Genomic DNA, 25,580 nt, shown 5'->3' with positions numbered 1-25,580 from the left:
TATCCGAAACCGGTGAGTGGATTGCTGGCAACCCGGTCGAGAATTCCATCCTGCTGACCATGCTGGCCGGGGCTAAATTCCGGCCGCCGACCGCCCCGCCGACCCACTGGAGCCGCGTCGTGGACCCCGCGTCCGACGGGGAGCCGGTGGTCGGCGCGGCGGCCTTCACTCCCCCGCACCTGGTCGTGCTCAGCGGCATGCCGCAGGCCGCCGCGGCCGCCCTCGGCGCCGAACTGGGCGCCGGCCCCGACCCGCTGCCCGGCGTGATCGGCTCGGACCCGGCGTCCGCCGCGTTCGCCGGGGCCTGGTCCCGGGCCACCGGCCGCCCGGCCCGGGCGGACCGGCGCGAGCACGTGCTCCGCCTGGACGGTCCGGCCGTGCCGAACGCGCGGCCGGCCCCGTCCGGGCGGTCCCGGGCGGCCCGGGCCGAGGAGTCGGAGCTGCTCACCGACTGGTGCCTGGAGGCCGCGCACGGCGCCCGGCTCAGCCGGGAGATCGCCCGACGGTCGGTCCAGGGCCAGATCGCCGGCGGACTGCTGCGGGTCTGGGAGGACGGCGGGCAGCCCCTCGCCGTGGTCGGCCGGACCGCCGCCGTCGCCGGGGTGGTGCGGTACAACCCGGCGTACTCGCGGCCCGAGGCCCGGCGCGGCGGCTACGTCCGGGCCCTGCTCGCCGAGGCGGTGGCCGAGCTGCGCGCGGACGGGCTGATCGGCCTGGCGGTGGTCGGGGAGGCCAACACGGCCGTCCGGGGACTCTTCGAGTCGCTCGGATTCCGGCGCGTCGGCGGCCTTTCGGAATACCGCTTCGACTGACCCCGGGGATTTCCCGGAAAAACGCCCACCGGCCCGGACCGCAAGCGGTCCGGGCCCTTTTCCGCGGCGTGTGGAAGAACCGGCCCGGCCCCCGGGGGAATTCCGGGGGCCGGGCCGGTTTCCCGCGTCGCTCAGCCCAGCGGGTCGGGGTCCGGCACGGCCTCCAGCAGCGAGAAGGCCGTCCCGGTCGGCACCACCCGGTTCAGCCGGTAGCCGCCGCGCCGGAAGACCTCGGCGAACTGCGCCTCGGTGCGCACCTCACCGCTCATGGTGACCAGCATGACCAGGTCGAAGTTCTTCACGAACCGCGGCACGCCCGCCCGGTGCACCAGCTCGGCCGCGACGAAGCGGGCGCCCGGCGAGGCCTCGCGGCACCGGCGCAGCAGCCGGACCAGCGCCTCGTCCGGCCAGGAGTGCCAGACCTGCTTGGTGACGTAGGCGCCGATCCCGGCCGGGACCCCGGCGAAGAAGTCGACCGGCTGGAACTCCAGCCGGCCCTGCTCGGCCAGCTTGGCGACGTCCGGCTGGGTCCGGGCCTGCTCGATCACGCTCGGCAGGTCGGCCAGCACGCCGCGGCCGACGGCCTCGTAGGCGTTCAGGATCGCGGCCAGGTAGGTGCCCTGCCCGCCGCCGAGGTCGCAGACCGTACCGGCCCGGGCGAAGTCGGGGTACGCGGCGACCAGGGCGTCGGCGAGCGCGTCGGTGAAGTCGGTCATCGCCTGGTTGAAGGTCGCGGCGGCGGCCGGGTTGCGCTGCAGCCAGGGCCACAGGGCGGTGCCGTGCACCTTCTCGAAGCCGGGCCTGCCGGTTTCCAGGCTGTGGTCCAGCGCGCCCCAGGAGGACCAGAGCCACTCGGCGCCGACCATCCGGGCCATCGCGTCCATCGACCCGGGCACGCCGGGGCGGAGCAGCTCGGACAGCTCGGTGTTGGCGAAGACGCCGGGCTCGGTCTCCTCGAAGACGCCGTCCTCGGCGAGCAGCGCGAGCACCTTGGCCAGCGGTCCCGCGGCCACCCCGGCGCGCTCGGCGAGTTCGGCGGCCGGCAGCGGCCCCTCGATGAGCAGCTCGGCGATCCTGAACTCGGCGGCCAGGGCCAGGCAGCGCGGGGTGGAGGGGAACATCAATTCGGAGAGGAACACCGCGCCGGCCGAGGCAGGGGCGGTCTGGGGAACGGCGGTCATGGGGGGAGGCCTCCCTGCGGGGACCGGGCCGGGGGACGGACGGCGCCCCGGGCCCGGGCGGTCAGCGGTCATGGGTGGGCGGGCCGGACGGGCCCGCGCCGGGCGGCCCTGGACGGGCCGGGGCCGCCCGGCGTTCGCACGGGGCCGGGCCTCAGCCCAGCAGGGCGAAGCCGAAGCCGCCGCCCGGGTTGGCCATGAACTTGTTGGTCGGCGGGATCTCGCCGCCGGCGGCGACGCCCACCGCCGGACCGGCCAGCGCGATCCGGCTCGGGGTCGGGACGATCCGGACCTGCCCCGCGGCCAGCTGGCCCCAGTTGTTCCAGCCCCAGCCCTGCACCGAGCCGTCGGCCAGCAGCGCCAGCGCGTGCCCGCCGTTGCCGGGGGCCGCGTCGGTGCCGCCGCCGCCCGCCGCGATCGCCTTGACACCGGTCAGGCCGGGCACCGGGGCCGGCACCGCGCGGTCGACGGTGGTGCCGTCGCCGAGCTGGCCGCCGTCGTTGAGGCCCCAGGCCCAGACGGTGCCGTCGGCCAGCAGCGCCACCGTGTGGTGGTAGGCGCCGACCAGCTGGGAGAGCGCGTGCAGACCCGCGAGCCTCTGCGGGGCGGCGCGGTCGACGGTGGTGCCGTCGCCGAGCTGGCCGCGGTCGTTGAAGCCCCAGACCGAGGCGGTGCCGTCGGCGTGCACGACCAGGCTGTGGCCGCCGCCGGCGCTCATCCGGACGGCCGGCTCCAGGCCCTCGACCACGGCCGGGCGCGGCCGGCAGTCGAAGGAGGCGGTCAGGTAGGAGCGGACGATCCGGCCCTCGCGGGTCGAGCCGGGGCCGTCGCCGAGCTGGCCGCGGTCGTCGCGGCCCCAGGACCAGACGGTGCCGTCGGCCTTGAGTGCCAGGTTGTGGGCGCCGCCGACCGCCAGGTCGACGACGTCCTCCAGGCCCTCGACCCGGACCGGGACGGGCTGCACGCCGAAGTTGGCCTCGCCGAGCGCGCAGAAGAAGCCCGCGCCCCAGGCCCAGACGGTGCCGTCCTCCAGCAGGGCGGCGCTGTGGCCGCCGCCGGCGCCGGCCGTGCGGACCCGGCCGGGCAGGCCGACGGTGCGCACCGGGGCCGCCCGGTTCTCGGTGGAGCCGTCGCCGAGCTGGCCGAAGGCGTTGCGGCCGAAGCCCCAGAGCTCGCCGTCGCCGGTGACGGCCAGCGCGTGGCCGCTGCCGGCCGCGACCCGGACGACGTTCTCCAGGCCCTTGATCTCCTGGGTGGTGCTCCGGCTGACGGTGCCGCCGTCGCCGAGCTGGCCGTTGGTGTTGTCACCCCAACTGCTGATGATGCCTGCCATGGTGATGCGACCTCTCGATCGTCGGGGGGCGGTCAGGCCCAGAACCGGTCGACGGCGTACTGGTCCTCGGGGTAGGTCCAGAACTCGGCGATCAGACCGTCCTGGATGCGCGCCACGTTGACGAAGGGCATCTCCAGGCTCCTGCCCTCACGCTCGTAGCGGGTGAACACGGTGGCGAAGGCGAACGAGTCGCTGGCGCCGATCTCGTGGATCTCCATCCGGATGCGGCCCTGGCAGATCTCGAACATCCGGCCGGCGAAGGCCAGGGCGGACTCGATGCCCTCGTGCGCCCCGGACAGCTCGCTGGTGCCCGGGTAGTAGTGCACGCAGTCCTCGGTCCAGTAGCTGGCCGCCTTCTGCACGTCGCCCACGGTGAACGCGGCGTAGACCGCTTCCATGAGCTTGGCGTTCGGGTGGTCGACGACCTTCATGACTCTCCTCCTGTGGCTGGTGCGGGGCGGGGCTTTGCCCGAAAGGAATATGACGATGCGTCAGACGGCGGCGCGGCGGACGATGTCGACCAGGGTGGCCCGGTCCGGGGCGGGGAACGGCGGCGGCGAGCCCGCGACCGCCTGCTTGACCCGCAGCCGGATCTCCTCGTCCTCGTACAGGCCGGCCGGGTTGTCGAGCGACATCATGGTGCGGACCAGCCGGCGCCAGACCACCTCGTCGGTGGCGGCCGCCTCGGCGACCGTCCCGAAGGTGAGCACGTCCGGCGGCAGCGGCGGCAGCTGCCGGCCGGCCACGGTGGCCCGCCAGAGCCGGGCGCGGCCCGCGTCGTTGCGGACGGCGTCCTCGAACCACGGGCGGAAGGTCCGCCCGGCCAGGCCGGCCGCCAGCGCGGCCTGCTCGGCGTCCGGCTCCGGGTGCTCGCGCACCAGGTCGGCCAGCCCGAGCACGTGCGCGATGGCCAGCGAGACGCCGCGGCCGAACGCGGGGTTGGTGGTGCAGACCGCGTCGGCGACCGGCAGGAAGCCGGGCACCGGCTGCGCGTCCTGGCCGTACAGCTTCAGCGAGTTGTCCAGGCCGCCCATCGCATGCACCGGCGAGATCGGCACGGAGGCCTCCGGCGATTCCCAGGGGGCGAGCAGCGGGGTGGCCCGGACCACCGCGGTGAAGACGTCCTCGGCGCGCATCCGCTTCAGCTCGGCGTCGTCCGGCAGGATGCCGAAGGAGATGGCGAAGGTGTTGTTGTCGCCGAGGAACATCACGCCGGTGTAGTGGTCCCACAGCCCGCCGGCGCCGAAGCCGCGGTTGAGCGGGCCCACCGGACGCGGGCCGAGCGCCCGGTAGTAGCGGGTGTAGTAGGTGATGTCGGCGCTGTGCGCGACCGGTTCGGGCTCGGCCAGGCCGTGCTCGCGCAGCCACTCGTGGCCCTGCGAGCGACGGCCACTGGCGTCGATCACCAGGTCGGCCCCGACGGTGCGGCCGTCCTTGGTGACCACGCCGGTCACCCGGGCCGGGCCGCGGTCGGCCACGGTCAGGCCGCGCACCGTCTCGCCCCGGCGCAGCGAGATGCCGGGCTTGCGCAGCGCCTCCTGGCGCAGGATCAGCTCGAAGGTGGTCCGCCGGCTGCCGAGCATGCGCAGCTCGGCGTCGGCCGGGTGCGGCGTCCGGTCGGCCAGGGTCGGCGGCATGGCCTTGCCCAGCTCGATCTCCCGGACGCCGGCCGCGACCAGCGCGTGGTGGACGGACGGCAGCCGGTCGCGCAGCAGGTTGGTGCCGAGCGAGCCGAACGCGTGCGAGTGGTGCAGCTGCGGCACGGTCGGCCGCTGCCAGTCGCCGTGCGCGTCGTCGACGGTGTCCGGCGCCTCGTTGCCGTCCCGTTCCAGCACCGTGATGTCGTGTCCCAGGTCGGCGAACGCCAGCGCGGCCACCAGGCCGGCGACGCTGCCGCCGATGATCACTGTCCGTGTCATGACCTCACCCCGCGGTGGTAGGAGTGGAAAGGCCCGCCCGCGGGGTGTCCCGCGAGGTCTCGGCCTTGATGTGGAAGCGGATGGACCGGGCGTCGCTGAAGCACTCGCGCATCGGGCGCACCAGGTCCCGGTGCTCCTCGGTCCGCTCCCAGGCGACGAAGTCCTCCAGCGAGCGCCACTCGCTGGTGATCAGCCACTGCTCCGGGTCGGTGGAGGACTGGCAGACCTGGTCGCGCAGGTGTCCGGGGACGCCCCCGGCGACCAGGTGGCGGATCTGCTCGTACGCCGTGAGGAAGTCCTCCCGGCGCTCCTCCTCGACGGTGATCAGGAAGAGCACGCGGCCCTGTGCCGCGCCCTCGTCGACCGGCATGGCGGTCTCCTTCCGGGTCGGTGGGTGGTCGGGGTCAGGCGTGCGCGCGCAGCAGGACGGCGCTGTTGAAGCCGTCGAAGCCGCGGGCGCCGATCAGCGCGGTGCGCACCTCGGCGGCCTGCTCCTCGCGGACGAAGGGCAGGTCGCAGCCGTCCGCCGGACGGGCCGGGCCCGCCGAGGGCGGGATCAGGCCGTAGTCCATGGCGAGCACCGCGGTGGCCGCGTCCAGGGCGCTGCCGCCCTGGTAGAGGCGGCCGGTGAGCGGCTTCTGGGTGGTGACGGCGGCCGGGCCACCCTCGCCGAAGACCGCGCGCAGCGCCTGCGCCTCGGTGCGGTCGTAGCCGGGCACGCCCACCGCGTCGGGGAAGGTCACGTCGACGTCCCCGGGGGTGAGGCCGGCCCGTTCGACCGCGGCGGCGAGCGCCCGGGCGTACTGGCGCACCGAGCCGGTGGCGGTCCGGCCGGCGGCGACGGCGTCCTGGGTGGCGGCCCAGCCGGCGATCTCGGCGCGGATCCGGGCGCCGCGGGCCAGCGCGTGCTCCAGGTCCTCGACGACGAACACCGCGCCGCCCTCGCCGGGCACGTAGCCGCCGGCCCGCTGGTCGAACGGCAGGTAGGCGGCGGCCGGGTCGGTGCCGGTGTACAGCCGGCCGCTGCGCTGCTGGCAGGCGAGCGCGTACGGGCCGAGCGGCGCCTCGGTGCCGCCGGCGAGCACCACGTCGGCGCCCCGGCGGACCAGCCGGGCGGCGTGCGCCAGCGAGTCCAGGCCGCCGGCGCCCTCCGAGACGAGGACGCTGGACGGGCCCTTGGCCTGGTGCCGGATGGCCAGCTGCCCGACCGTCGCGGCGTAGAACCAGGCGATCGACTGGTAGGCGCCGACGGTGCGCGAGGTGTCCGGCTGCCAGAGCCGCTGGAGCTCGCGCTGGCCGAACTGGTTGCCGCCGGAGGAGCTGGCCAGGGCCACCGAGAGCTTGTACGGCTCGACCGTGGACGGGTCCAGCTCGGCCTCGCCGAGGGCCAGTTCGGCCGCCGCGTAGGCGAGGTGGGTCCACCGGTCGGTCTGCACCTGGAGCCGGCGCTCGACGTACCGGTTGACGTCGAAGTCGGGGACCTCCCCGGCCAGCGTGGTCTCGTACGGGCTCGCGTCGAAGAGCGTGACCGGGCCGATCCGGCTCTCGCCGCCGCAGACCGTCTTCCAGTGCGCCTCGCTGCCGATGCCGCTCGGCGCGACCACGCCGATGCCGGTGACGACGGCGCGTCGTGCGCTCATCGGCCCCTCCCCAGCTTGGCGAAGAGCATCGCGGACTGGAAGCCGCCGAAGCCGCTGCCGACCGAGAGCGCCGCCCCCACCGACACCTCGCGCGCGGTGTTGGGCGTGTAGTCGAGGTCGCACTCCGGGTCGCGGTTCTGCCAGTTGGCGGTCGGCGGGACGACCCCGCGCTCGACGGCCAGCGCGCAGGCGGCCATCTCGATCGCGCCGATCGCGCCCAGCGAGTGGCCGACCATCGACTTGATCGAGCTGATCGGCACCCCGTAGGCGGCGTGGCCGAGCGAGCGCTTGAAGGCGCCGGTCTCGTGTCGGTCGTTCTGCCGGGTCCCCGAGCCGTGGGCGCTGATGTAGCCGATGTCCTCGGGGTTGAGCCGGGACTGCCGCAGGGTCTCGGTGATCGCCTCGGACATCTCCAGGCCGTCCGGGCGCAGACCCGTCATGTGGAAGGCGTTGCCGCGGTTGGCGTAGCCGACCACCTCGCAGTAGATCCGGGCGCCGCGTCGGCGGGCGTGCGCCAGCTCCTCCAGGACGAGCACCGCGCAGCCCTCGCCGAGCACGAAGCCGTGCCGGTCCCGGTCGAACGGCCGGGAGGCGTGCTCCGGGTCGTCGTTGTCCGGGGTGGTGGCCTTGATGGCGTCGAAGGAGGCGACGGTGACCGGGGAGATCGGCGAGTCCGAGGCCCCGGTGATCATCACCTCGGCCTCGCCGTCCACCAGCAGCTGGTAGGCGTGGCCGATGGCGTCGATGCCGGAGGTGCAGCCGGTGGAGACGACCACCGCCGGGCCGTGCGCCCCGTGCCGCACCGCCACGTCGGCGGCCAGGCTGCTGGGGATCAGGCCCTGGTAGAGGAACGGGCCGGTGACGTCCGGGTCGACCAGCCAGTTGCGGCCGCAGTCGCTGGCGACGACGAACTCGTCCTCCAGGACGATGGTGCCGCCGACCGCCGAGCCGAGCACCACGCCGGTGGCCTCCCGGGTGCGCTCGTCGAGCTCCAGGCCGGCGTCCAGCACCGCCTCCTGGGAGGCGGCGAGCGCGAACTGCACGTAGCGGTCGGCGCGGCGCAGCTCCAGCGGGGTGAGCCCGGCGGCGGCGCCGTCGAAGTCGGCCTCGGCGGCGATCTGCGAGCGGAACGCCGAGGCGTCGAAGGCGGAGATCCGGCGGGTCGCGGTGCGGCCCGAGGTGATGAGGTCCCAGAAGGTCTCCCGGGTGGTGCCGCCGGGCGCCACCACGCCGATCCCGGTGACCACCACCCGACGGCCGCCCGTGGCGGGGAACGCGGTCATCGCTCCCCCAGCACGATGTGGGCGTCCGCCGTGGTCCCCGGGCCGTCCTCGGTGTCGACGTGGCCGAGCTCGGGGGACGGCGCCAGCGGGCCGAGGTGGAAGACCGCGAAGGCCTCCTCGGAGCCGGTGTTGCGCAGCCGGTGCCGGATCTCCTTGGGGATGACCAGGCCCTGGCCGGCGAACAGCTCGAAGGGCTTGTCGTCGAGGTCGAGGGTCAGCTCGCCGCGGATGAGCAGCAGGAACTCCTCGCTGTACGGGTGGTAGTGCTCGCTGATCCGCTCGCCCGGCTGGAGCCGGGCGATCCCCATGAAGCCGGAGGTCGAGCCGACGGTGCCGGGCGAGAGCACCGCGCGGGTCTCGCCGCCGCGCTTGCGGTTGGCGGGGACGTCGTCGACGGCGATGATGCGGATGTTCCTGGCGGCCACGGCGCTCACTCCTTCTCGGCGGTGCTGCGGTCGACGGTGCTGCGGTCGACCGTGTCGGGCCCGGCGGTGTCGGGGCCGGCGGCGAGGGCCTCGACCTTGGCCTTGATGACCTCCAGCTGCACGGGCGAGTTGGTGTTCAGCCGGTCGGTCATGCCCCGGTCGTCGACCGGGGCGGTGGGCTTCATCGCGAAGTCCTGGATCCAGGTCATCCGGGTGCCGCCCCCGGGCAGCTCCTCGTAGCGCCAGTGGATCTGCATGTAGGCGAACGGGCCGGTCTCCACCCGGTGGGCGTGGACGGTGCGGTCGGCGACGTTGACGGTGCGGTCGCTGACCCAGCTCCAGATCCGGCCCTCCTCGTCCGGGTGCATGGTGAGCCGGAACCGGACGGTCTCGCCGCGCCGCTCGACGATCTCGGCGGAGGCGTACTCGGTGAACAGCTCCGGCCAGCCGGCGACGTCGTTGGTGACGTCCCAGACGAGCTTGAGCGGGGCCTGGACGACGATGCTGTTCTCGGTGTGCCCGGCCATCGTTCAGCCCACCGCCCCGGCGGTCTGAAGCTCGGCGACGATCTGGTCCACGCTGAGGGCGACCGCGCCGTCCGGAACCTTCAGGCCGTAGCGGTCGGCGATCACCGCCTCCAGCTCCAGCACGGCCAGCGAGTCGAGGCCGAGCTCCTCCAGGGGGACGTGCCGGGAGCCCTCGAAGACGTCCGGCGCGGCGCCGGCGCTGGTGATGAGGACGCTCTCGATCTCCTGCGCGGTGACGACGGTGGTCGTCCCGCCGGCCTGGTGGTCGGTCATGGTGCTGCCTCTTTTCTCCGGTGTAGGGACTGCTCCTGGGCCGCACGGCCGGCCGGGGTGAACGGACCCCGGGTCGGCCGGCGCGGCACCGCCGGCGGAGGGCGGGCTCAGCGTCCGCCGGTGCCGGGCTCCCAGGTGTAGAAGCACCGGGCGACCGCGTCCTGCGGCGAACGCCAGGTGGGCAGGTAGGGGGCGATGAACGGGGTGAGCCGTTCGCTGACCCGGCCGAACTCCGGGTGCCGGCGGGCGGCCTCGACCGCCTCCGGGCCGGGGTCGTCGGTCTCCAGCAGGTGGACGTAGGCGTCGCCGAGCAGGTACAGCGAGCGGTGGGTGACGCCGGCGAGCCGGGGCAGTTCGGTCTCGTCCGACTCGCCGAAGACGCGGGCGACGTCGCCCTCCGCGCCGGGCACCATCCGGGCGATGATCAGGGTGCGGTGCATGCGGGCTCCCCTCGGGCTGGTTCGGGTGGGTGTGCTGCTCAGTGCTGCGCGCGCGGTGCCGCGGGCGGCTCAGCGCTGCCGGCGGCTCAGTGCTGCGGGCGGCCGACCGGCTGGACGGCGCCGATGTCGAGCAGGATCCGGGGCACGTTGTCGCCGATCCAGGACTCGACAACCCGGCCGTCGACCACCCGGTGGCACGACATCTCGTGCACGGTGACCGGCTTGCCGGTGGGCGGGATGTCGAACAGCCGCCCCTGGTGGGTGCCGCGGGTGGTGAACCGGGCGTAGACGCGGTCACCGTCGCCGGCCACGTCCTCGACGGTCACGTGGACGTCCGGGAAGGCGTTGCGCCAGAGCAGCACGGCCTGGCGGAAGGAGTCCGGGCCGGGCGGCATCGGGGGCAGGCCGGGGGCGTGCACCACGTAGTCCTCGGCGAAGCGGTCGCCGATGGCGGAGAGGTCGCCGTCGTTGAACGCCCGCTCGGTCAGGTCGCGGATGAGGGCCTTGTTGGCCTCCACCGCACTCTCGATGGACGAGGTCATGACAGTCCTTTGCTCGGCGGACGGCCCGGCCGGCGCGCGGCCGGGGGCGGGTCCGGGGAGGAACGGAGGAGAGGTGCGGGCGCGGGTCAGAGCAGCGAGGCGAGCACGAAGCAGGCCGCGGCGCCGATCGCGCCCATGGTCCGGGTCTCGTGCGCCAGGTGCCAGCGGCGGCGCTTGCCACGCCACGCCGCGTCGCTGTCCCGGTACGGGCTCCAGCGCTCGATCTGGCGCCAGATCGGGCGGTTGACGCCCTCGGAGGCGACCGCGACGGTCGCCATGCCGACGGTGCCGGCCGCGTACAGCACCTTGGCCACCATGCTCTCCGTCCGGACGGCCTTGCTCGCGCCGACGGCGGCGGTGGCGAGGCCGTTCCAGAAGGCGATCGGGTGGAACACGTGCATGTCGATGAGCTGGCAGGTGTTGACGTACCGGTCGTAGGGCAGCGAGTTCAGCATCGGCAGGATCGAGGTCTTCATGATCCACAGCGTGCCGAGCTGAATGCTGGACGACGTCACCAGCCAGACGTCCGAGTTGCTCTTCAAGTCCTTCATATCGATTCCTCGAATCGATCCGGGATTCGCGGGACGCCCGCCGCGACGCTGCGCGGCGGACCGGGGCGGGGTCGCCCGATACGGGAGGAACGGGACCCCGGGGGCCGGGGCATCTCGGCCCCCGGGGCGGCCCCGCGGCCTCATCCTTGCCGCCGGGCGGTCCCAGTGTCAGGAGGCATCCGTCTCCACCGGGCTGGGACGTCGCCCCGGCGCCCACGGACCGCGTCCCGGCCGTTCCGGGCCGTTGGCCCGGCCCGGTCGTTGAACCAACCACCCCTCCTGCGGGCCGTGTTGACGCGCCCACCGGCCGCGCCCTACGGTGCGAGCGGGCACTCACTCACCGATTGCCCGAGGCCCGCGACCACCCCGCCGCGCCGACCGGCCGACGGCCGTCCCAGGAGGTGCCGAGCCGATGACGATCGATGTGCACGGCCACATCACGTCGCCCGAACTCTTCCGCCGCTTCCCCATGCCGCCGAGCCTCTCCGACGTCGACGGCATGGTGGAGCTCAAGGCGGCGGCCGGGATCACCATGTCCCTGGTCGGCAGTCCCGTCGGCGCGGGCACCATGGTGCGCACGCCCGGCCCGGACAACTACCGCCGGCCGCCGGCCGCCCTCGAACGCTTCCACGACTGGCTCGGCGAGCAGGTCCGCGCCCGGCCCGCCGCGCTGCGCGGCTACGTCTACACCAACCCGCTCGGCTCCGACGCCGAACTCGCCGCCGCCGCCAAGCGGTTGGAGCAGGAGGAGTTCGTCGCTCTGATGGTCAACTCCAGCATCGCCGGGCGGTTCCTGGACACTCCGCAGGCCGACGCCTTCTTCGCGATGGCCGCGCAGTACCGCGCCCCGGTGATGCTGCACCCGCCGGCCGAACCGGCCGGGGCCGGGGAGCTGGACGACCTGCGGCTGGTCGAGCAGATCGCCCGGCCGTGCGACGTCACGCTCGGCACGGCGGCGGTGCTGTTCGCCGGGTGGCTGGAGAAGTACCCGGGGCTGCGGATCGTCGCCCCGGTCTGCGGCGGCGGGCTGCCGCTGCTGCTGGAGCGGCTGGAGCTGGCCCGGCGGATGCCGGTCACCTTCGGGCGGCCGGGCGGCGCTCCCGGGGGTCCCCCCGGCGGCGCTCCGGGCGGTGCTCCGGGCGGCCCCGCCGTGCCCCCGCTCGCCGAGGCGCTGCGCCGGGTGTACGTCGACACCGCGACCCCGAGCCTGCGCGCCGTGGCCGCCGCCGTGGACGCCTTCGGGGCCGGCAACGTCATGTTCGGCACCGACTCCCCACCGATGAGCGCACCGCTGGACGCCTCGCTGGCCCGGCTGGACGGCCTCGGCCTGGACGCCGCCACCGTCGCGCGGATCCGGCACGACAACGCCGCCGGGCTGTTCGGCCTGCCCGCCGCGCCCGCCGCGGCCTGATCGCCTCCGACCGACCGTCGGAACACCCGCATCCACCGACACGCGACAGGGAGGTGCTGCCATGACGGCAGCCGCACCGACCCAACCGCCCGGCCCGCCCGGCGGACGCCCGGGCGGCGGACCGCCCCCGGGGACCGGCCGCCCGCCGCAGGGCCCCGGCGGACCACCCCCCGGGGCCGGCGGCCCTCCGCCGGGGATCGGCGGACCGCCCGGCGCCGCCGTCCCGCCCCGGCCGGCGCCCGAACGCGTCCCCGCCGAACGGGAGTTCCTCGGCCGCCGGGTCCTGCTGGTCGGCGGCTACGGCAGCATCGGCGCCGCCGTCGCCGAGGACCTCGCCGCGCAGGGCGCCCGGGTCGCCGTCGCCGGCCGCTCGCTGAAGAAGGCCGAGGAGACCGCCGAACGGCTGGCCCCGCTCGCCGCCCGCGGCGGCACGGTCGCGCCGCACGCCGTGGACGTCGCCGACCGCGCCGACGTCGAGCGGCTGGTGGACGCGGTGGCGGCCGACTGGGGCGGCGTCGACATCCTGGTGAACTGCGCCAGCGCGCTGGTCACGGTCGGCGCCGAGACCATCTCCGAGGAGGACTGGCGCGCCATCGTCGACACCAACCTGCTGGGCGCCTTCTGGCTCTCCCAGTCGGTCGGCCGGGCGATGATCGCGGCCGGCGGCGGCCGGATCGTCCACCTCTCCTCGGTGCGCGGCAAGTTCGGCGCCCGGCGCGGCTTCAGCGCGTACGGCGCCAGCAAGGCCGGGCTGGACCTGCTGGTCAAGCAGCTGGCCGCCGAATGGGGCCGGCACGGGATCGCGGTGAACGCGGTCGCCCCGGGCTTCGTGCGCACCGACTTCGTCCAGGAGAACGCCCGCAACCCCGAGTTCATGCGGACGGTGCTCGGCCGGATCCCGCTGGGCCGCACCGCCGAGCTGCACGAGGTGGCGGACGCCGTCACCTTCCTCGCCTCGCCGCGGGCCGGCTTCATCTCCGGCCAGGTGCTGTACGTGGACGGCGGCGTCACCGCCAGCCAGTGACGCCACCCGCCTCCCGCGCCCGCCCACCCACCGCCGGGCCGAGCCCGGCCCCGAACCGTCAGGAGACCCACCATGAGCACGTGGCACGCGCTGTACTACCCGCTGCTGCCGGGCAGCGAGGACATCGTCAAGGAGCTGTTCCGCAAGAGCGGCCGCCCGGACTTCGACGTCAGGACGCCCGACGGCACCGTGGTCGGCAAGCTCCTCGGCACCCAGGCCTTCGTGGGCCGGGAACTGGCCGTCCGGGTCATCGAGATCGAGGGCCCGCTGCCGCTGGTGGCCGCGCACATGAGCCGGCAGCCCGCGGTCCGCGAGTTCGAGCGGGAGCTGGAGAAGCACCTCGCCGTTCCGCGCGACATGACCAGCCGGGAGGGCGCGCAGGCCTTCTTCCGGCTGGCCTCGATGGAGAACGTGCTCTCCCGCCGCCACGACCGGCCGATCGAGGGTGAGTGAGATGAAGGTCGGAATCGGACTGCCGACCTCGCTGGCCGGCGCGACCGGCGCCGACGTGGTCGCCTGGGCCCGCCTCGCCGAGGAGTCCGGGTTCTCCACGCTCGGCACCATCGACCGCCTGGTGCACACCAGTTGGGAGCCGCTCAGCACACTGGCCGCGGCCGCCGCGGTGACCGGGCGGATCGGCCTGGCGACCAGCATCCTCATCTCGCCGCTGCGCAGCAACACCGCGCTGCTGGCCAAGCAGGCGGCCACCGTGGACCGGCTCTCCGGCGGCCGGCTGACCCTCGGCCTGGCGGTCGGCTCGCGCCAGGACGACTTCGAGGTCGGCCAGGTCGAGAAGGCCGGCCGGGGCGCCCGGACCGGCACCCAGGTGGTCGAGCTGCGCCGGCACTGGGCCGACGCGCAGTCCGGCCGGGAGCCGGCGGTCGGCCCGGCCCCGGTCCGGCCGGACGGACCGGAGCTGATCCTGGGCGGGCACTCGCCGGCCGCGCTGCGGCGGGCCGCCCGGCTGGCCGACGGCTGGATCGGCGGCGGCACCGGACCGGTGATGTTCGCCCAGGGCGCCCAGGCGCTGCGCGAGCAGTGGTCGGCAGAGGGCCGGACGGGGGCGCCGCGGCTGGTGGCGCTGGCGTACTTCGCGCTCGGCGAGGACGCCGGCAAGCACACCGAGGGCTATCTGCGGTCGTACTACCGGGACGCCGGGCCGTTCGTCGACCACATCCTGCGCGGCGCGGCCGACAACCCGGGCAAGCTGCGCGGGCTGGTCGGCAGGTACGCCGAGGCGGGCTGCGACGAGCTGCTGCTGATGCCGTGCGCCGGGGACCTCGGCCAGGTCACGGCGGCGGCCCAGGTCCTGGGGCTCCCGGGCTGAACCGCGGCGGGGTAGCAGGAGGGGCGGACGGCTACCGGCCGTCCGCCCCTCCTGCTACTCGCCCGCTCGCCTCCGGGCGCTCCTGTCCGGCGCCGACGGTCGGCAGGCTCGGGGCGGGGCCGCCCGTGGGCGCAGCCGAAGGCCCGCCGCCCGGTACTGCTCACCGGGCGGCGGGCCGGTCCTCGGGACACCGCCTCAGCGGGCCTTGGTGCGGCTCCTGGCCGGCGCCGCCGGCCGGTCGGCGGGGGCCAGCGTCCGCCAGAGCTGCCGGACGAAGGCCTCGGCCTCGCGCAGCGCCTCCGAGTCGCCCGCCGGGGCGGCGAACACGCCCCCGTACGCAGCCAGGTAGCAGGCGCCGAGCAGGAGTTGGGCCGCCGCCACCGGGTCGGCGTCCCGGCTGACCAGATCGGACCGCTGGGCCCGCCGCAGGTAGTCGGCCAGCAGTTCGGCGGCCCGGTGCGGCCCCGCGTTGTTGGCCCGCATCCACTCGCGGTGGCGGTCGAGCAGCTTGGGCTCGGCGAAGACCGACAGCAGCATCGGCATCGACTCGCGGTAGAACGCGAGCGCCTCCTCGGCCACCTGCTGCAGGGCCGCCCGCACCTCGCCCTCGCTGGTGACCTCCTCCGGCAGCGCCCGCAGCACCGGCAGCAGGCCGGGCAGCCGCTCGGCGAGGACGGCCAGGAAGACGTCCTCCTTGCTGCGGAAGTGCCGGTAGATGGTGCCCTCGGAACAGCCCGCCACCTCGGCGATCTCCTTGGTGGTGCAGCGGGCCAGGCCGAGGTCCCGGATCACCCGCTCGGCGGCGTCGACGATCTGCTCGCGCATACTCATGAAGGCTCCGAGGGGACGGGGCGGCCGGTCCCGGACCGGGCCGCGGCTGCGGAGGGGTACCCGAAGGATAGCGTGCAGGTGAGTACCCGCTCACCGGATTCGGCCGGCAGGCCGGGGGTTTCGACCAGCACACCGGCCCCACCGCCCGCGGAGGGCGGCGGGGCCGGCGGACGAGGCAGCGGCACGGTCAGCGCGGCGGCCCGGCGGGCCCGCCCGGCCCGGGCGGCGGCCCGACCAGCTGCACGCCGAGCGGCTCCAGCGCGCCGAGCAGGCGGGCGAAGTCCGGCGGCCCCTGGAGCGGCGGCGGCAGCTCCAGGCTGGTGGCCGGCTCGCCGGTCCGGAAGAACCACTCCTCGAACCCGGCCGGGGTGCCCAGCACCAGGAAGCGGGTCCCCTCGGTCTCCACCCGGTACTGGTGGGCGATGCCGCGCGGGGCGAAGACCGTCGCGCCCGGTCCGACCTTGTGCTCGTCGTCGCCGATCCGCAGCACCATCTCCCCCTCCTGGACGATGAAGAACTCGTCCTCGCGGGTGTGCAGGTGGACCGGCGAGGCGTAGCCCGCCGGGGACAGCTGCTCGGCGAGCCAGAACTGCCCGTCGGTCTCGGCGCCGGTCGCCTTGAACTTGAGCAGCGCGCCCACGTGCCAGATGGCGCGCCCCTCGTCGGGCTGCTTCACGAACGGTCGGGACGTCACTCGGTTCCTCCTCGGTCGGCCGGCCCGCACCCGGGCCCGGCAGCACAGCGGTACGGAAACTGATCGGTCGTCGACGCGGCGCTCAGGCCGCGCTGCGGACCGGCCCGGTGGCGCGCACGGCGGCCGCCACCTGGTCCGGCCCGGGGGCGAAGGCGTCCTCCAGCTCGGGGCTGAACGGCACCGGCGCGTGCGGCCCGGTGACCATCCGGACCGGCCCGCGCAGCGCCGCGAAGCGGTCCTGCGCGACCTGCGCGGCGATGTCGGTGGCCAGGCTGCAGCGCGGGTGGGCCTCGTCCACCACGACCAGCCGCCCGGTGCGCTCCACGCTGCCGTAGATGGTCGAGGTGTCCAGCGGGGACAGCGTCCGCGGGTCGATCACCTCGATCTGCACGCCCTCGGCGGCGAGTTGCTCGGCGGCGGCGAGCGCGACCGAGACCATCCGGCCGATCGCGACCACGGTGCAGTCCGTCCCGGGCCGGACCACCTTGGCCGAGCCGAACGGGATCGCGTACGGCTCCTCGGGGACGCCGCCGGGCACGAAGTAGAGCATCTTGTGCTCCAGGAACAGCACCGGGTCGTCGTCCACCAGGGCCTGCGCCATCAGCCCCTTGGCGTCGTAGGGGCTGGACGGCGCGACCACCTTGAGGCCGGGCAGGTGGACGAAGAGCGGGTGCAGCGCCTGCGAGTGCTGGGCGCCGCGGCGCAGTCCGGTGCCCCACATCGCGCGCAGCACCAGCGGCACCGAGATCCGGCCGCCGGCCATGTAGCGCAGCTTGGCGGCCTGGTTGGCGATCTGGTCGAAGCAGACGGTGGCGAAGTCGACGAACAGCAGGTCGACCACCGGGCGCAGGCCGGTCGCGGCGGCGCCGACCGCGGCGCCGACGAAGGCGGCCTCGGTGATCGGCATGTCGAGCACGCGGTCCGGGAATTCGAGGTGCAGGCCCTTGGTCGGACCCCAGGCGTTGGTGCTGTCCTCGCCCATGAGGACCACCGAGCGGTCGAAGCGCATCTGCTGGGCCAGCGCCTCGCCGATCGCCTGCTGGTACGTGATGGTGCGCACGTGGATCCCTCCTCCGGGGCGGGTCAGCGGGTGTAGACGTGGTCGAGCAGGCTGCGCGGGTCGGCCGTGAACGGCTCGGCGGCGGCCGCGACGGCCGCCTCGACCAGCGCGGTGGCGTCCCGGTCGATCCGGTCGAGTTCGAAGGCGGCGGGTCCGGCCACGGTGCCGTCGGCGATCCGGGAGCGGAGCAGCAGCAGCGGGTCGGACTCGGTGCGCAGCCGCTCCGGGTCGGCGCCCGGGCGGTAGGACTGGTCGTCCCACAGTTCCATGTGGCCGTGGAAGCGCTCGGCCCGGAACTCCAGCACGGTCGGGCCCTCGCCCGCCCGGGCGCGGCGCACGGCCTCGGCGGTGGCGGCGTGCACGGCGAGCACGTCGTAGCCGTCGACCACCTCGCCGGGGATCCCGAAGCCGGCCGCGCGCTGGGCCATGTCGGTGCCGGAGAAGTGCCGGTCGGCGGGGGTGGCCTGGGCGTAGCCGTTGTTCTCGACGGCGAAGACCACCGGCAGGTCGAGCATCCGGGCCAGCACCAGGCTCTCCAGCACGGCGCCCTGATTGGCGCCGCCGTCGCCGGTGAAGGCCACCGCGACCTGGCCGGTGCGCTGCTGACGGGCCGTCAGTGCAGCGCCGCAGGCGAGCGGCACGCCCCCGCCGGCCAGGCCGTTGGCGCCGAGCATGCCGCGGTCGAAGTCCGCGATGTGCATCGAGCCGCCCTTGCCGCCGCAGATCCCGTCGGGCCGGCCGTGCAGTTCCTTCATCATCGCCTCGACGTCGCAGCCCTTGGCGATCGCGTGGCCGTGGCCGCGGTGGGTGCTGGCGAGGTAGTCGTCCGGGGCGAGGGCCGCGCACACGCCCGCGGCGACGGCCTCCTGCCCGCTGTAGAGGTGGACCGCGCCGGGGAGGTTCTTCGCGAGGCCGTGCAGGCGGTCCTCGAAGGCCCGGATCACGCTCATCGTCCGGTAGATCTCGGCGATCTGATCGAGCGTCAGATCGGTGGTGCGGGATGTGCCCATGGGTCGCCTCCTCGGCTCTCCGGGGGACGCCGGCGGGGCGCCGTACGCCTCGTTCGCCGGTCGTGCTCGTGGCCCGACTCCATGAGGGTAAGCGCTCACTCACATGGGTGCAACCAAGTGACCGAATCCGTCACCGCCCTCTCCCCCACCCGGCTCGCCCACCCTTGCGCCCTGTGCAACGGCGCGCCTAAGGTCTTGTCCCGGGTGGATTGGGATCACGGCATTGAAACGTACGACGGACCGATAGTTCAGGTTTCGCCGTGCCGATTTTCGGACATGCCCGAGGAATTCCACTTCCCCGCGCCAGGAAACGCCCGTGCACAGTGTGGATCAGACGCGAGCGACGGGGGGATCTCAGGAACCATGCTGGACCAGATACTCAAACCCTCCGGCAGGGGCGACCGAAGACCGAGCACCCTGGCCATGGGCGGCGTGGCAGCACTCGCTACGCGCGGTGAACGGAACACCTCCGACCGGATCGCCCGGCTGGTGAGCGTCCTGCTCGGACTCGTCACCGGCCTCGGGGCCGCCCGCCTGCCGCCGTCCCAGCCGCGCCGACCTGCTCCCGCCGCGACCGCCCACGTGGCCGCCGATACGGAGTCCGACTGTCCGGACGCCGCCGCCCGGCTCGACGAACGCCGCCGCCTCCGCCGGGAGTTGCACGACTCACTGGCTCCCCGACTGGCCGCCCTGCACATGCGGATGGAGCTGGCCGGCCTCAACCTGAACGGCGACGCCGAGCAGGCACCGGCCCTGCTGGCGCAGGCCCGGGAGGACGTCAGCACCGCCATCGCCGATGTCCGCCAGGTGATCCGGGACCTCGACCGCCCCGAGCCCCGGACCGTCGAGCCCGCCGGCACGCTGCGCCAGTTCCTGGACCGGCAGGTCCACGCCTTCGAGGAGGCCGGGGCCGGCCGGCTGCGGTTCGTCACGGAGTTGCCGACCGTCCTGGACGATTTCCCGGCCGACGTCCAGACCGAATTGCAGAAAATCTCCGGCGAGGCCGTCGCCAATGTCGCCCGGCACGCGCGGGCATCGGTCTGCCGGATCTCCGCTTCGGTCGGCAGAAATGGTCTCGACCTGTCGATCGAGGACAACGGGATCGGCATTTCCGCGGACGCCGTCCGCGGAATCGGACTTCCGTCGATGTGTGTCCGCACCAAGGAACTCGGCGGTGATTTCTCGGTGGTGGCCCGGACCCCGCACGGCACTGCGGTCCGGATCCGGCTGCCGCACTGGACGCTGCTCGACGGCACCGGCCTCGCCTGATCCCTTCCCGGCCCCCTCCTCCCCTGCCGGGGGCCGTCGCGGATTCCGTGCCCGACCAACCCGCGCCCGCACCCGGCTTCCCGCGCTTCCCTCGCTCCCTCACCCTCTCCTAGGAGCCCCCCATGGACCCGGCCCTGCCCCGAAACCTGCGCATCCTGGTCGTCGACGACCACGAGCTGTTCCGGGCGGGTTTACGCCAACTCCTCGACCGGATCGACTCACTGACGGTGGTCGGCGAGGCGTCCAGCGGGGCGGACGTGCTCTCCGCCGTCGAGCGGCTCGCACCCGACGTCGTCCTGATGGACATCGGCATGCCCGGCACCGACGGCATCGAGGCGACCCGCACCCTGCTGGCCCGCCACCCCCGGGTCGCGGTGGTGATGCTGACCGCCGACGACAACGACGAGTCCATCGTCGCGGCGGTCCGGGCCGGCGCGCGGGGCTACCTGGTCAAGGGCGCCGGCCTGGACGACGTCCGCCGCGCCATCACCGCGGTCAGCCAGGGCGGGGCGCTGTTCGGCCCGGAGGCCGCCGCCCACCTGCTGGCGCAGGTCCGCCGGCCGGCCCCCGAGCGCGAGCCGTTCCCCGACCTCACCCCCCGCGAGATGGCGGTGCTCACCATGCTCGCGGACGGCCGCAACAACGCGTACATCGCCAACGACTTCGGGCTCTCGATGAAGACGGTGCGCAACTACCTCTCCCGGATCTTCAGCAAGCTCCAGGTCGCGGACCGCGCCGAGGCGGCCGTCCGGGCCCGGCGCGCCGGCCTCGGCAGCTGAGCCGCCGGGCCACGGGCCCGGTCAGCCCTCCAGCAGGTGCGCCCACAGTTCCTCCTCGCGCCGGGTCAACGGCGCGGGGTGCGCTCCGGCCCGTTCCGGATGCCAGTGCGGCACCCCCGGCGGGGGCAGCACGTCCTCCGGCTTCCGCGCCCCCGGCAGGGCGGAGGGCGAAGTGAGCGCCCCCATCGCCAGTCCGAGCCAGATCAGTCCGTCCGCCAGGTAGCGGCCGGTCCGCCGCGCCCACCGGCGCAGCAGGAGACGACGGTGGGCGCGGCGCAGGGCGGTTCGCATCGAAGGGCCTCCGACGGGACGGCAGCGGGGGGAAGCGGTGCTACGGCCATCCTGCGGACCGGCCGTCCCACCGTCATGGGTCGGGAATCCCCAACACGCTGGGAACCTTTCCTGCCCCGTCCCCGGTCACGGCGCCGCACCCCGGGGACGGAGGCGCGGCGGTCGGCGCGCGCCCCGCGACCGGTGGCGCGCGCCGGGTCGGCCGGCTAGGCGGCCGGGACGAGCACGATCTTCCCGGTGACGGCCCCGCTCTCCATCGCGCGGTGCGCGTCCGCCGCCCGGTCCAGCGGCACGGTGCGGCCCACCCGCGGGGTGACCTGCCCCTTCTGCAGCAGTTCCAGCACGGTCGCGAGGTCCTGCTGGTACGCGGCCGGGTGGGACTTCTCCAGGCTCCACGCGTTGTAGAACAGGGTCCGCTTCCCGTCCGGGACGAGCTTGGGCAGCACGATGCCGCCCAGGAACCCCTGGGCGCCGGTCAGCAGGTCCCGCCGGTCGGTCCCGCGCAGCGCGGCGTTCTGGCCGAAGCCGACCATCACACCGCCGCGCCGCACCGCCTGGTACGAGCGCAGGAAGTGCCGGCCGCCGACCGGGTCGAAGACCGCGTCCACCGCGCCGCCCGGCAGTGCGCGCACCACCCGCAGGAAGTCCTCGGCCCGGTCGATCGGACGGCCGCCGAGCGCGCGCACCTGCTCGGCCCGGGCGGCGGAGCAGGTGCCGTACACGGTGACCCCGGCGAGCGCGGCCAGCTCCAGGAAGGCGGTGCCGACGCCGCCGGACGCGCTGTGCACCAGCACCGTCCCGCCGCGCCGCACCCCGGCCACCCGGTGCAGCATCTGCTGGGCGATGAAGTAGTTGAGCGCGAGCGCCGAGGCCTCGACCGGGTCGACCCCGTCGGGCAGCGGGACCAGGCGGTTGGCGGCGACGAGCGCGTACTGCGCGTAGCCGCCGCTGCGCACCAGTGCGACGACCCGCCGGCCCGGTTCGGGGGCCCTGGTGCCCGGTCCGACCTGGTCCACCACCCCCACCAGGTCGTACCCGGGGGTGAACGGACGCTTGGGCCCTCCGGGGATGACACCGGCACGGAGCAGAATGTCACCGTAGGAGACGCCGGCGGCGAGCACCTTGACCCGGACCTGACCGACGGCCGGGGCCGGGAGTTCGTCGCTGGACAGCCGCAGGACCTCGGCTCCGCCGAGCCTCGGCACACTCACATGGCGATACCTCATCGTGGCCTCCGCAGTGGAGAGATGTCGTGTGTGGGAGTGGCGCCGGTCCTCCACGGGTCCGGGACGCGGTCCGTACCGGACCGTTCCCTGCTCCCGTATTTTTATATAGACTGAGTGTACAATGAATGTGATAGCACCCGCCTCAGGAGACGTCAACAGCCCATGAGCCCACGCCAGTACCGAGCCGGCCAACGCCAGGTTGCCGCCGAACAGACCCGCACCCGCATTCTGGAGGCGGCCAGCGAGCTGCTCACCGGGGAGAAGGGCCCGGCCTCGTTCAGCATGGACGCCGTCGCCAAGACCGCCGGAGTGGCGCGGATGACCGTCTACTACCAGTTCGACTCGAAGACCGGCCTGCTGGAGGCGCTCTTCGACGACCTGGCCCAGCGCGGCGGAATGGCCAGGATGCCCGCGGCGTTCATGGCGCCCAGCGGCCGGGAGGCGCTCTCCGCCGTCCTCGACGTCCTCACCGGCTTCTACGCCTCCGGCCGGATCGCCCTGCGGCGGCTGCGCGGCCTGGGCATCCTCGACCCGGAGCTCGACACCGCGCTGCAGAGCCGGGGCGAGCGGCGGCGCGGCGGCCTCCAGGTGGTGCTCGGCCGGCTGCTCGCCGACCGCGACGCGCAGGTCGGCGAGGCCGAGCTCGACGAACTGGTGGAGCTGCTCTTCATGCTGACCAGCTTCGAGACCTTCGATCTGCTGGCCGCACCGGACGGCGACAGCGCCGCGGTGGCCCGCCGGATCGAGGAGCTGATTCTCGCCGTTCTCGACCGCCGCCTCGCGGCGGCCTGACGGCCGGGCGCCTCCCGCGCACGCCGGGCCCCGTCACCCGCCCCGCGCGCCCGCGCCCCCACGCACCACCCGCCGACGGCCGACGACCCCCTCCGGTCGCCGTACGACGGCCGGCGGCGCGGCGGCCTTCCTCCCCAGGACACCGCCGCGCCGCCTTCCCTTTTCCTCACGAGCCCATCGGCCCGCTCGGTCGCGACCGGTCCGCCGCGCCTCCCGGCGCCGCGCCCCGTCGCCCTCCCCCGGCCGGGACGGCCCCACCCCGGAGCACCACCAACGGGGGCCGGGGCCGTCACCGCACCGGAGCAGTCAGCCGGCCGGCCTCAGGCCGACTCCGCCTCCGTCTCGTAGGAGGCGGTGCGGCGCGGACGCTGCTTCGGCAGGATCACGCTGGCCGCGATCAGCCAGATCAGACCGCCGAAGCGGGCGATCGGCAGGAAGAACCCGAGGCTGGTGGAGAGCAGCGCCAGGGTGCCGAGCACGCCGATCCCGGCGAGCACCAGACCGGCCCAGGCGAAGCCCTTCGGCCCGAAGCCGAGCAGCAGCATCGGCACCGCCACGCCGGCCAGCATCACGGCGAACGGGACGACGTGCCCCGGGCCGCCGGAGGCGAAGGCGAGGTCCGCCAGCGAACGGGCGAGCGGCGCGTCGCCGAGGTCCCCGGTGCGGGAGGCGGCCCAGACGGTGAGCCCGCACAGCGCCATCGCCGCGGAGGCGAGCACCCCGGAGACCAGGGCGATGCCGGGGCCGGGGGCGACCACGCCGAGCCGGCGCAGCCGCTGGTAGACGATGGCGGCCCAGACCGCGAGCGGGAGCGAGGCACCGAACTGCAGCGTCCCGGAGACCTTCGCGGCGGTCGCGTGGTCCTTGTAGTAGGCGAGCGTGTCGGCCGCCGAGTCGGTGGGCAGCGGGGTCTGCCGGGCCAGCACGATGGACACCACCATCAGTGCCGCGAACGCCACGGCGGGCAGCAGCAAGGGGGGTCCTGACTGCGAACGCCGGGCGGAGGCGGCCGGCACCGCTGAGGTCGTGGTCATGAGGGGTGCTCCAGTCGAGAACGGGTCGTCGGGGCCGGGCGCGGCGTCGCACGGATCCGCACCGACGCCGGTAGTTCCAGATCCAGAATAGTTCACCCGAGGACATCATTGTCCACTGCTATCGTGTTTCCATGACCGAAACTCCCGATCCCGCACCGATCCCGCACACGGGCCCGCAGGGAGCCCAGGTCGCTTTTCTCCTCGCCCAGTTGGGTGAACACGCGACCCAGGCCTTCACCCGGCGGGTCGCCGAGCTGGACCTCACCCCGGCCCAGGCCGGCCTGCTCCGGGCGGTCAGCCTGGCCCCCGGCCAACACCAGCAGGAGCTCGCCCGGCGACTCGGCATGTCCCCCAGCCGCTTCGTGGCCTTCGTCGACGCCATCGAGGCGCGCGGCCTGGTGGAGCGCCGGCGCAACCCCAAGGACCGCCGCTTCCAGGACCTCTACCTCGCGCCCAAGGGCGAGGAGGCGATGCGCGGGCTGGCCGAGGCGGCGCTCGCCCACGAGGAGGCCATCTGCGCGGGCCTCGACCCGCAGGAACGTATCGCCCTGGGCGCGCTGCTGCGCCGGGTCGCCGAGGCCCAGCACCTCACCGCCGGGGTGCATCCCGGCTACCGGCGGCTCGACCCCGGGCGCGGCGGCGCCTGAGCACGCCGAAGCCCCCGGCCGGACGGCCGGGGGCTCGGCGCGGGCGACGGCGGGGCGGGCTCAGCCCTTGACGCAGACCACCTGCTTCAGGTGCGCGACGACCTCCACCAGGTCCCGCTGCTGCTCGATCACCTTCTCGATCGGCTTGTACGCGCCGGGGATCTCGTCCACCACGCCCGCGTCCTTGCGGCACTCCACGCCCTTGGTCTGCTCGGCCAGGTCGTGCATGGTGAAACGCTTCTTCGCCGCGCTGCGGCTCATCTTCCGGCCCGCGCCGTGCGAAGCCGAGTTGAACGACGCCTCGTTGCCCAGCCCGCGGACGATGTACGACCCGGTGCCCATCGACCCCGGGATGATCCCGTAGTCGCCGGACCCGGCCCGGATCGCGCCCTTGCGGGTCACCAGCAGGTCGACGCCGTCGTAGCGCTCCTCCGACACGTAGTTGTGGTGGCAGCTGATCACCTCGTCGAAGCCGACCTTCGCCCGCGGGAACTCGCGCCGGACGACGTCCTGGAACAGCGCCATCATCAGCGCCCGGTTGCGCTTGGCGTACTCCTGCGCCCAGAAGAGGTCCTGCCGGTACGCGGCCATCTGCGGGGTGTCCGCGACGAACACCGCGAGGTCACGGTCGATCAGGCCCTGGTTGTGCGGCAGCGACTGGGCCACGCCCATGTGGTGCTCCGCCAGCTCCTTGCCGATGTTGCGCGAGCCGGAGTGCAGCATCAGCCAGACCGCGCCGGTGTCGTCGACGCAGACCTCGATGAAGTGGTTGCCGCCGCCGAGCGTCGCCAGCTGCTGGGCGGCCCGCTCGCGGCGCCACTTCACCTCGGGCGCGACCGCGTCGAACCGCTGCCAGAAGTCGTCCCAGCCGGCGGCCGGGACGCCGTGCAGCCGGCCCGGCTCGACCGGGTCGGTGTGCAGGCCGCGGCCGACCGGGATGGCCTGCTCGATCCGCGAGCGCAGCCGCGACAGGTCGTCCGGCAGGTCCTTCGCGGTGAGCGAGGTCTTCACCGCGCTCATCCCGCAGCCGATGTCCACGCCGACCGCCGCCGGGCAGACGGCGCCGCGCATCGCGATCACCGAACCCACCGTCGCCCCCTTGCCCAGGTGGACGTCGGGCATCACGGCGAGCCCGTGCAGCCAGGGCAGCGAGCTGATGTTGCGCAGCTGCTGCATCGCCTGGCCCTCGACGGTGGCCGGGTCGGTCCACATCCGGATCGGAACCCGGACGCCGGGTACCTCGGTGTACGACATGGTTCAAC

30 protein-coding genes are annotated in these 25,580 nt (G+C 74.4%); 9 read left to right on the top strand and 21 right to left on the bottom strand.

The genetic code is table 11. The annotated features are described in order from the left end of the window. The first annotated feature begins 119 nt into the window (after positions 1-119). Entirely contained in the window at positions 120-812 is a 693-nt protein-coding gene (locus ACFCLZ_RS25895) for a GNAT family N-acetyltransferase (RefSeq protein WP_380279719.1), read from the top strand. 131 nt (positions 813-943) lie between these two features. Here ACFCLZ_RS25895 and ACFCLZ_RS25890 read toward each other — a convergent pair whose 3' ends face one another. The 13 genes from ACFCLZ_RS25890 to ACFCLZ_RS25830 form a co-directional block, all read right to left on the bottom strand. Beyond that, positions 944-1,993: an ArsR family transcriptional regulator gene (locus ACFCLZ_RS25890; RefSeq protein ID WP_380279717.1), complete on the bottom strand. Its 1,050-nt coding sequence runs from the start codon at positions 1,991-1,993 to the stop codon at positions 944-946. 151 nt (positions 1,994-2,144) lie between these two features. Next, the gene (locus ACFCLZ_RS25885; RefSeq protein WP_380279715.1) at positions 2,145-3,323 is read right to left on the bottom strand and encodes an RCC1 domain-containing protein; all 1,179 of its coding nucleotides are present in this window, start codon (positions 3,321-3,323) and stop codon (positions 2,145-2,147) included. 32 nt (positions 3,324-3,355) lie between these two features. Continuing rightward, entirely contained in the window at positions 3,356-3,754 is a 399-nt protein-coding gene (locus tag ACFCLZ_RS25880; RefSeq protein ID WP_380279713.1) for a nuclear transport factor 2 family protein, read from the bottom strand. Between the two features lie 60 nt (positions 3,755-3,814). After that, a complete protein-coding gene (locus ACFCLZ_RS25875) occupies positions 3,815-5,242 on the bottom strand; it encodes an FAD-dependent oxidoreductase (RefSeq protein WP_380279711.1) in 1,428 nt (475 codons plus the stop codon). A gap of 4 nt (positions 5,243-5,246) precedes the next feature. Further along, positions 5,247-5,612, bottom strand: a complete 366-nt coding sequence (locus ACFCLZ_RS25870) for an antibiotic biosynthesis monooxygenase family protein (protein ID WP_380279709.1) — start codon at positions 5,610-5,612, stop codon at positions 5,247-5,249. A gap of 34 nt (positions 5,613-5,646) precedes the next feature. Then, positions 5,647-6,882, bottom strand: a complete 1,236-nt coding sequence (locus tag ACFCLZ_RS25865) for a beta-ketoacyl synthase N-terminal-like domain-containing protein (RefSeq protein WP_380279708.1) — start codon at positions 6,880-6,882, stop codon at positions 5,647-5,649. Next, the gene (locus tag ACFCLZ_RS25860; RefSeq protein ID WP_380279706.1) at positions 6,879-8,165 is read right to left on the bottom strand and encodes a beta-ketoacyl-[acyl-carrier-protein] synthase family protein; all 1,287 of its coding nucleotides are present in this window, start codon (positions 8,163-8,165) and stop codon (positions 6,879-6,881) included. Before ACFCLZ_RS25860 ends, ACFCLZ_RS25865 begins: the two co-directional genes overlap by 4 nt. After that, the gene (locus ACFCLZ_RS25855) at positions 8,162-8,590 is read right to left on the bottom strand and encodes a cupin domain-containing protein (RefSeq protein ID WP_380279704.1); all 429 of its coding nucleotides are present in this window, start codon (positions 8,588-8,590) and stop codon (positions 8,162-8,164) included. The genes ACFCLZ_RS25860 and ACFCLZ_RS25855 overlap by 4 nt, the downstream gene beginning before the upstream one ends. 5 nt (positions 8,591-8,595) lie before the next feature. Further along, complete coding sequence (locus tag ACFCLZ_RS25850) at positions 8,596-9,117, bottom strand: SRPBCC family protein (RefSeq protein ID WP_380279702.1); 522 nt, start codon at positions 9,115-9,117, stop codon at positions 8,596-8,598. 3 nt (positions 9,118-9,120) lie between these two features. After that, a complete protein-coding gene (locus ACFCLZ_RS25845; protein WP_380279700.1) occupies positions 9,121-9,390 on the bottom strand; it encodes a phosphopantetheine-binding protein in 270 nt (89 codons plus the stop codon). A 107-nt stretch (positions 9,391-9,497) separates the two neighbouring features. Further along, positions 9,498-9,830 carry a TcmI family type II polyketide cyclase gene (locus tag ACFCLZ_RS25840; protein ID WP_380279698.1) on the bottom strand — a complete coding sequence of 111 codons (333 nt, stop codon included), beginning with the start codon at positions 9,828-9,830 and terminating at the stop codon, positions 9,498-9,500. Between the two features lie 86 nt (positions 9,831-9,916). Then, complete coding sequence (locus ACFCLZ_RS25835; RefSeq protein WP_380279696.1) at positions 9,917-10,372, bottom strand: ester cyclase; 456 nt, start codon at positions 10,370-10,372, stop codon at positions 9,917-9,919. 86 nt (positions 10,373-10,458) lie between these two features. Then, positions 10,459-10,923 (bottom strand): hypothetical protein, encoded by a 465-nt coding sequence (locus tag ACFCLZ_RS25830; protein ID WP_380279694.1) that lies wholly within the window; start codon positions 10,921-10,923, stop codon positions 10,459-10,461. A 412-nt stretch (positions 10,924-11,335) separates the two neighbouring features. On the opposite strand from ACFCLZ_RS25830, the gene ACFCLZ_RS25825 reads away from it, so the two are divergent. The 4 genes from ACFCLZ_RS25825 (at position 11,336) to ACFCLZ_RS25810 (ending at position 14,685) form a co-directional block, all read left to right on the top strand. After that, positions 11,336-12,334, top strand: coding sequence for an amidohydrolase family protein (locus ACFCLZ_RS25825; protein WP_380279692.1), 999 nt, complete (start codon positions 11,336-11,338; stop codon positions 12,332-12,334). A gap of 61 nt (positions 12,335-12,395) precedes the next feature. Then, positions 12,396-13,358 carry an SDR family NAD(P)-dependent oxidoreductase gene (locus ACFCLZ_RS25820; protein ID WP_380279690.1) on the top strand — a complete coding sequence of 321 codons (963 nt, stop codon included), beginning with the start codon at positions 12,396-12,398 and terminating at the stop codon, positions 13,356-13,358. Positions 13,359-13,430: 72 nt separating this feature from the next. Then, entirely contained in the window at positions 13,431-13,811 is a 381-nt protein-coding gene (locus ACFCLZ_RS25815; protein WP_380279688.1) for a SchA/CurD-like domain-containing protein, read from the top strand. A gap of 1 nt (position 13,812) precedes the next feature. After that, positions 13,813-14,685: an LLM class flavin-dependent oxidoreductase gene (locus tag ACFCLZ_RS25810; RefSeq protein ID WP_380279687.1), complete on the top strand. Its 873-nt coding sequence runs from the start codon at positions 13,813-13,815 to the stop codon at positions 14,683-14,685. A 195-nt stretch (positions 14,686-14,880) separates the two neighbouring features. Here the strand turns inward: ACFCLZ_RS25810 and ACFCLZ_RS25805 are convergent, their stop codons facing one another. The 4 genes from ACFCLZ_RS25805 to ACFCLZ_RS25790 form a co-directional block, all read right to left on the bottom strand. Next, positions 14,881-15,516, bottom strand: coding sequence for a TetR/AcrR family transcriptional regulator (locus ACFCLZ_RS25805; RefSeq protein WP_380279686.1), 636 nt, complete (start codon positions 15,514-15,516; stop codon positions 14,881-14,883). Between the two features lie 187 nt (positions 15,517-15,703). Beyond that, the gene (locus tag ACFCLZ_RS25800; RefSeq protein WP_380279685.1) at positions 15,704-16,210 is read right to left on the bottom strand and encodes a quercetin 2,3-dioxygenase; all 507 of its coding nucleotides are present in this window, start codon (positions 16,208-16,210) and stop codon (positions 15,704-15,706) included. Positions 16,211-16,292: 82 nt separating this feature from the next. Next, positions 16,293-17,270 carry an alpha-ketoacid dehydrogenase subunit beta gene (locus ACFCLZ_RS25795; RefSeq protein ID WP_380279683.1) on the bottom strand — a complete coding sequence of 326 codons (978 nt, stop codon included), beginning with the start codon at positions 17,268-17,270 and terminating at the stop codon, positions 16,293-16,295. Positions 17,271-17,293: 23 nt separating this feature from the next. Next, a complete protein-coding gene (locus tag ACFCLZ_RS25790) occupies positions 17,294-18,280 on the bottom strand; it encodes a thiamine pyrophosphate-dependent dehydrogenase E1 component subunit alpha (protein WP_380279681.1) in 987 nt (328 codons plus the stop codon). Positions 18,281-18,712: 432 nt separating this feature from the next. On the opposite strand from ACFCLZ_RS25790, the gene ACFCLZ_RS25785 reads away from it, so the two are divergent. Continuing rightward, positions 18,713-19,549: a sensor histidine kinase gene (locus ACFCLZ_RS25785; protein ID WP_380279679.1), complete on the top strand. Its 837-nt coding sequence runs from the start codon at positions 18,713-18,715 to the stop codon at positions 19,547-19,549. A 122-nt stretch (positions 19,550-19,671) separates the two neighbouring features. Continuing rightward, on the top strand, positions 19,672-20,328 hold the full coding sequence (locus ACFCLZ_RS25780; protein WP_380279677.1) for a response regulator: 657 nt from the start codon (positions 19,672-19,674) through the stop codon (positions 20,326-20,328). Positions 20,329-20,349: 21 nt separating this feature from the next. On the opposite strand, the gene ACFCLZ_RS25775 is transcribed toward ACFCLZ_RS25780, so the two are convergent. Then, on the bottom strand, positions 20,350-20,619 hold the full coding sequence (locus tag ACFCLZ_RS25775) for a hypothetical protein (RefSeq protein WP_380279675.1): 270 nt from the start codon (positions 20,617-20,619) through the stop codon (positions 20,350-20,352). A gap of 206 nt (positions 20,620-20,825) precedes the next feature. Continuing rightward, positions 20,826-21,830, bottom strand: coding sequence for a medium chain dehydrogenase/reductase family protein (locus tag ACFCLZ_RS25770; RefSeq protein WP_380279673.1), 1,005 nt, complete (start codon positions 21,828-21,830; stop codon positions 20,826-20,828). Between the two features lie 177 nt (positions 21,831-22,007). Here ACFCLZ_RS25770 and ACFCLZ_RS25765 point away from each other — a divergent pair, with 177 nt between their 5' ends. Further along, the gene (locus tag ACFCLZ_RS25765) at positions 22,008-22,637 is read left to right on the top strand and encodes a TetR/AcrR family transcriptional regulator (RefSeq protein ID WP_380279672.1); all 630 of its coding nucleotides are present in this window, start codon (positions 22,008-22,010) and stop codon (positions 22,635-22,637) included. Between the two features lie 320 nt (positions 22,638-22,957). Here the strand turns inward: ACFCLZ_RS25765 and ACFCLZ_RS25760 are convergent, their stop codons facing one another. After that, positions 22,958-23,671, bottom strand: a complete 714-nt coding sequence (locus tag ACFCLZ_RS25760; protein ID WP_380279670.1) for a DUF4386 domain-containing protein — start codon at positions 23,669-23,671, stop codon at positions 22,958-22,960. A gap of 131 nt (positions 23,672-23,802) precedes the next feature. On the opposite strand from ACFCLZ_RS25760, the gene ACFCLZ_RS25755 reads away from it, so the two are divergent. Beyond that, a complete protein-coding gene (locus tag ACFCLZ_RS25755; RefSeq protein ID WP_380279668.1) occupies positions 23,803-24,318 on the top strand; it encodes a MarR family winged helix-turn-helix transcriptional regulator in 516 nt (171 codons plus the stop codon). A 60-nt stretch (positions 24,319-24,378) separates the two neighbouring features. Here the strand turns inward: ACFCLZ_RS25755 and ACFCLZ_RS25750 are convergent, their stop codons facing one another. Continuing rightward, complete coding sequence (locus ACFCLZ_RS25750; protein WP_380279666.1) at positions 24,379-25,572, bottom strand: RtcB family protein; 1,194 nt, start codon at positions 25,570-25,572, stop codon at positions 24,379-24,381. Positions 25,573-25,580: the final 8 nt, after the last annotated feature.

Origin of the sequence: Kitasatospora purpeofusca (genome assembly GCF_042691725.1) — a bacterium.
GTDB lineage: Bacteria > Actinomycetota > Actinomycetes > Streptomycetales > Streptomycetaceae > Kitasatospora > Kitasatospora purpeofusca_B.
Note: the sequence above shows the minus strand (reverse complement) of the source record. Positions and strands in the feature narration are given on the sequence as shown.

Coding starts and splice junctions, on each gene's coding strand:
- ACFCLZ_RS25890 (WP_380279717.1), bottom strand. CDS start 1,993: ATGACCGCCGTTCCCCAGACCGCCCCTGCCTCGGCCGGCGCGGTGTTC.
- ACFCLZ_RS25865 (WP_380279708.1), bottom strand. CDS start 6,882: ATGAGCGCACGACGCGCCGTCGTCACCGGCATCGGCGTGGTCGCGCCG.
- ACFCLZ_RS25805 (WP_380279686.1), bottom strand. CDS start 15,516: ATGAGTATGCGCGAGCAGATCGTCGACGCCGCCGAGCGGGTGATCCGG.
- ACFCLZ_RS25830 (WP_380279694.1), bottom strand. CDS start 10,923: ATGAAGGACTTGAAGAGCAACTCGGACGTCTGGCTGGTGACGTCGTCC.
- ACFCLZ_RS25760 (WP_380279670.1), bottom strand. CDS start 23,671: ATGACCACGACCTCAGCGGTGCCGGCCGCCTCCGCCCGGCGTTCGCAG.
- ACFCLZ_RS25750 (WP_380279666.1), bottom strand. CDS start 25,572: ATGTCGTACACCGAGGTACCCGGCGTCCGGGTTCCGATCCGGATGTGG.
- ACFCLZ_RS25790 (WP_380279681.1), bottom strand. CDS start 18,280: ATGGGCACATCCCGCACCACCGATCTGACGCTCGATCAGATCGCCGAG.
- ACFCLZ_RS25845 (WP_380279700.1), bottom strand. CDS start 9,390: ATGACCGACCACCAGGCCGGCGGGACGACCACCGTCGTCACCGCGCAG.
- ACFCLZ_RS25835 (WP_380279696.1), bottom strand. CDS start 10,372: ATGACCTCGTCCATCGAGAGTGCGGTGGAGGCCAACAAGGCCCTCATC.
- ACFCLZ_RS25755 (WP_380279668.1), top strand. CDS start 23,803: ATGACCGAAACTCCCGATCCCGCACCGATCCCGCACACGGGCCCGCAG.
- ACFCLZ_RS25765 (WP_380279672.1), top strand. CDS start 22,008: ATGAGCCCACGCCAGTACCGAGCCGGCCAACGCCAGGTTGCCGCCGAA.
- ACFCLZ_RS25840 (WP_380279698.1), bottom strand. CDS start 9,830: ATGCACCGCACCCTGATCATCGCCCGGATGGTGCCCGGCGCGGAGGGC.
- ACFCLZ_RS25850 (WP_380279702.1), bottom strand. CDS start 9,117: ATGGCCGGGCACACCGAGAACAGCATCGTCGTCCAGGCCCCGCTCAAG.
- ACFCLZ_RS25885 (WP_380279715.1), bottom strand. CDS start 3,323: ATGGCAGGCATCATCAGCAGTTGGGGTGACAACACCAACGGCCAGCTC.
- ACFCLZ_RS25815 (WP_380279688.1), top strand. CDS start 13,431: ATGAGCACGTGGCACGCGCTGTACTACCCGCTGCTGCCGGGCAGCGAG.
- ACFCLZ_RS25880 (WP_380279713.1), bottom strand. CDS start 3,754: ATGAAGGTCGTCGACCACCCGAACGCCAAGCTCATGGAAGCGGTCTAC.
- ACFCLZ_RS25775 (WP_380279675.1), bottom strand. CDS start 20,619: ATGCGAACCGCCCTGCGCCGCGCCCACCGTCGTCTCCTGCTGCGCCGG.
- ACFCLZ_RS25810 (WP_380279687.1), top strand. CDS start 13,813: ATGAAGGTCGGAATCGGACTGCCGACCTCGCTGGCCGGCGCGACCGGC.
- ACFCLZ_RS25860 (WP_380279706.1), bottom strand. CDS start 8,165: ATGACCGCGTTCCCCGCCACGGGCGGCCGTCGGGTGGTGGTCACCGGG.
- ACFCLZ_RS25825 (WP_380279692.1), top strand. CDS start 11,336: ATGACGATCGATGTGCACGGCCACATCACGTCGCCCGAACTCTTCCGC.
- ACFCLZ_RS25870 (WP_380279709.1), bottom strand. CDS start 5,612: ATGCCGGTCGACGAGGGCGCGGCACAGGGCCGCGTGCTCTTCCTGATC.
- ACFCLZ_RS25875 (WP_380279711.1), bottom strand. CDS start 5,242: ATGACACGGACAGTGATCATCGGCGGCAGCGTCGCCGGCCTGGTGGCC.
- ACFCLZ_RS25780 (WP_380279677.1), top strand. CDS start 19,672: ATGGACCCGGCCCTGCCCCGAAACCTGCGCATCCTGGTCGTCGACGAC.
- ACFCLZ_RS25820 (WP_380279690.1), top strand. CDS start 12,396: ATGACGGCAGCCGCACCGACCCAACCGCCCGGCCCGCCCGGCGGACGC.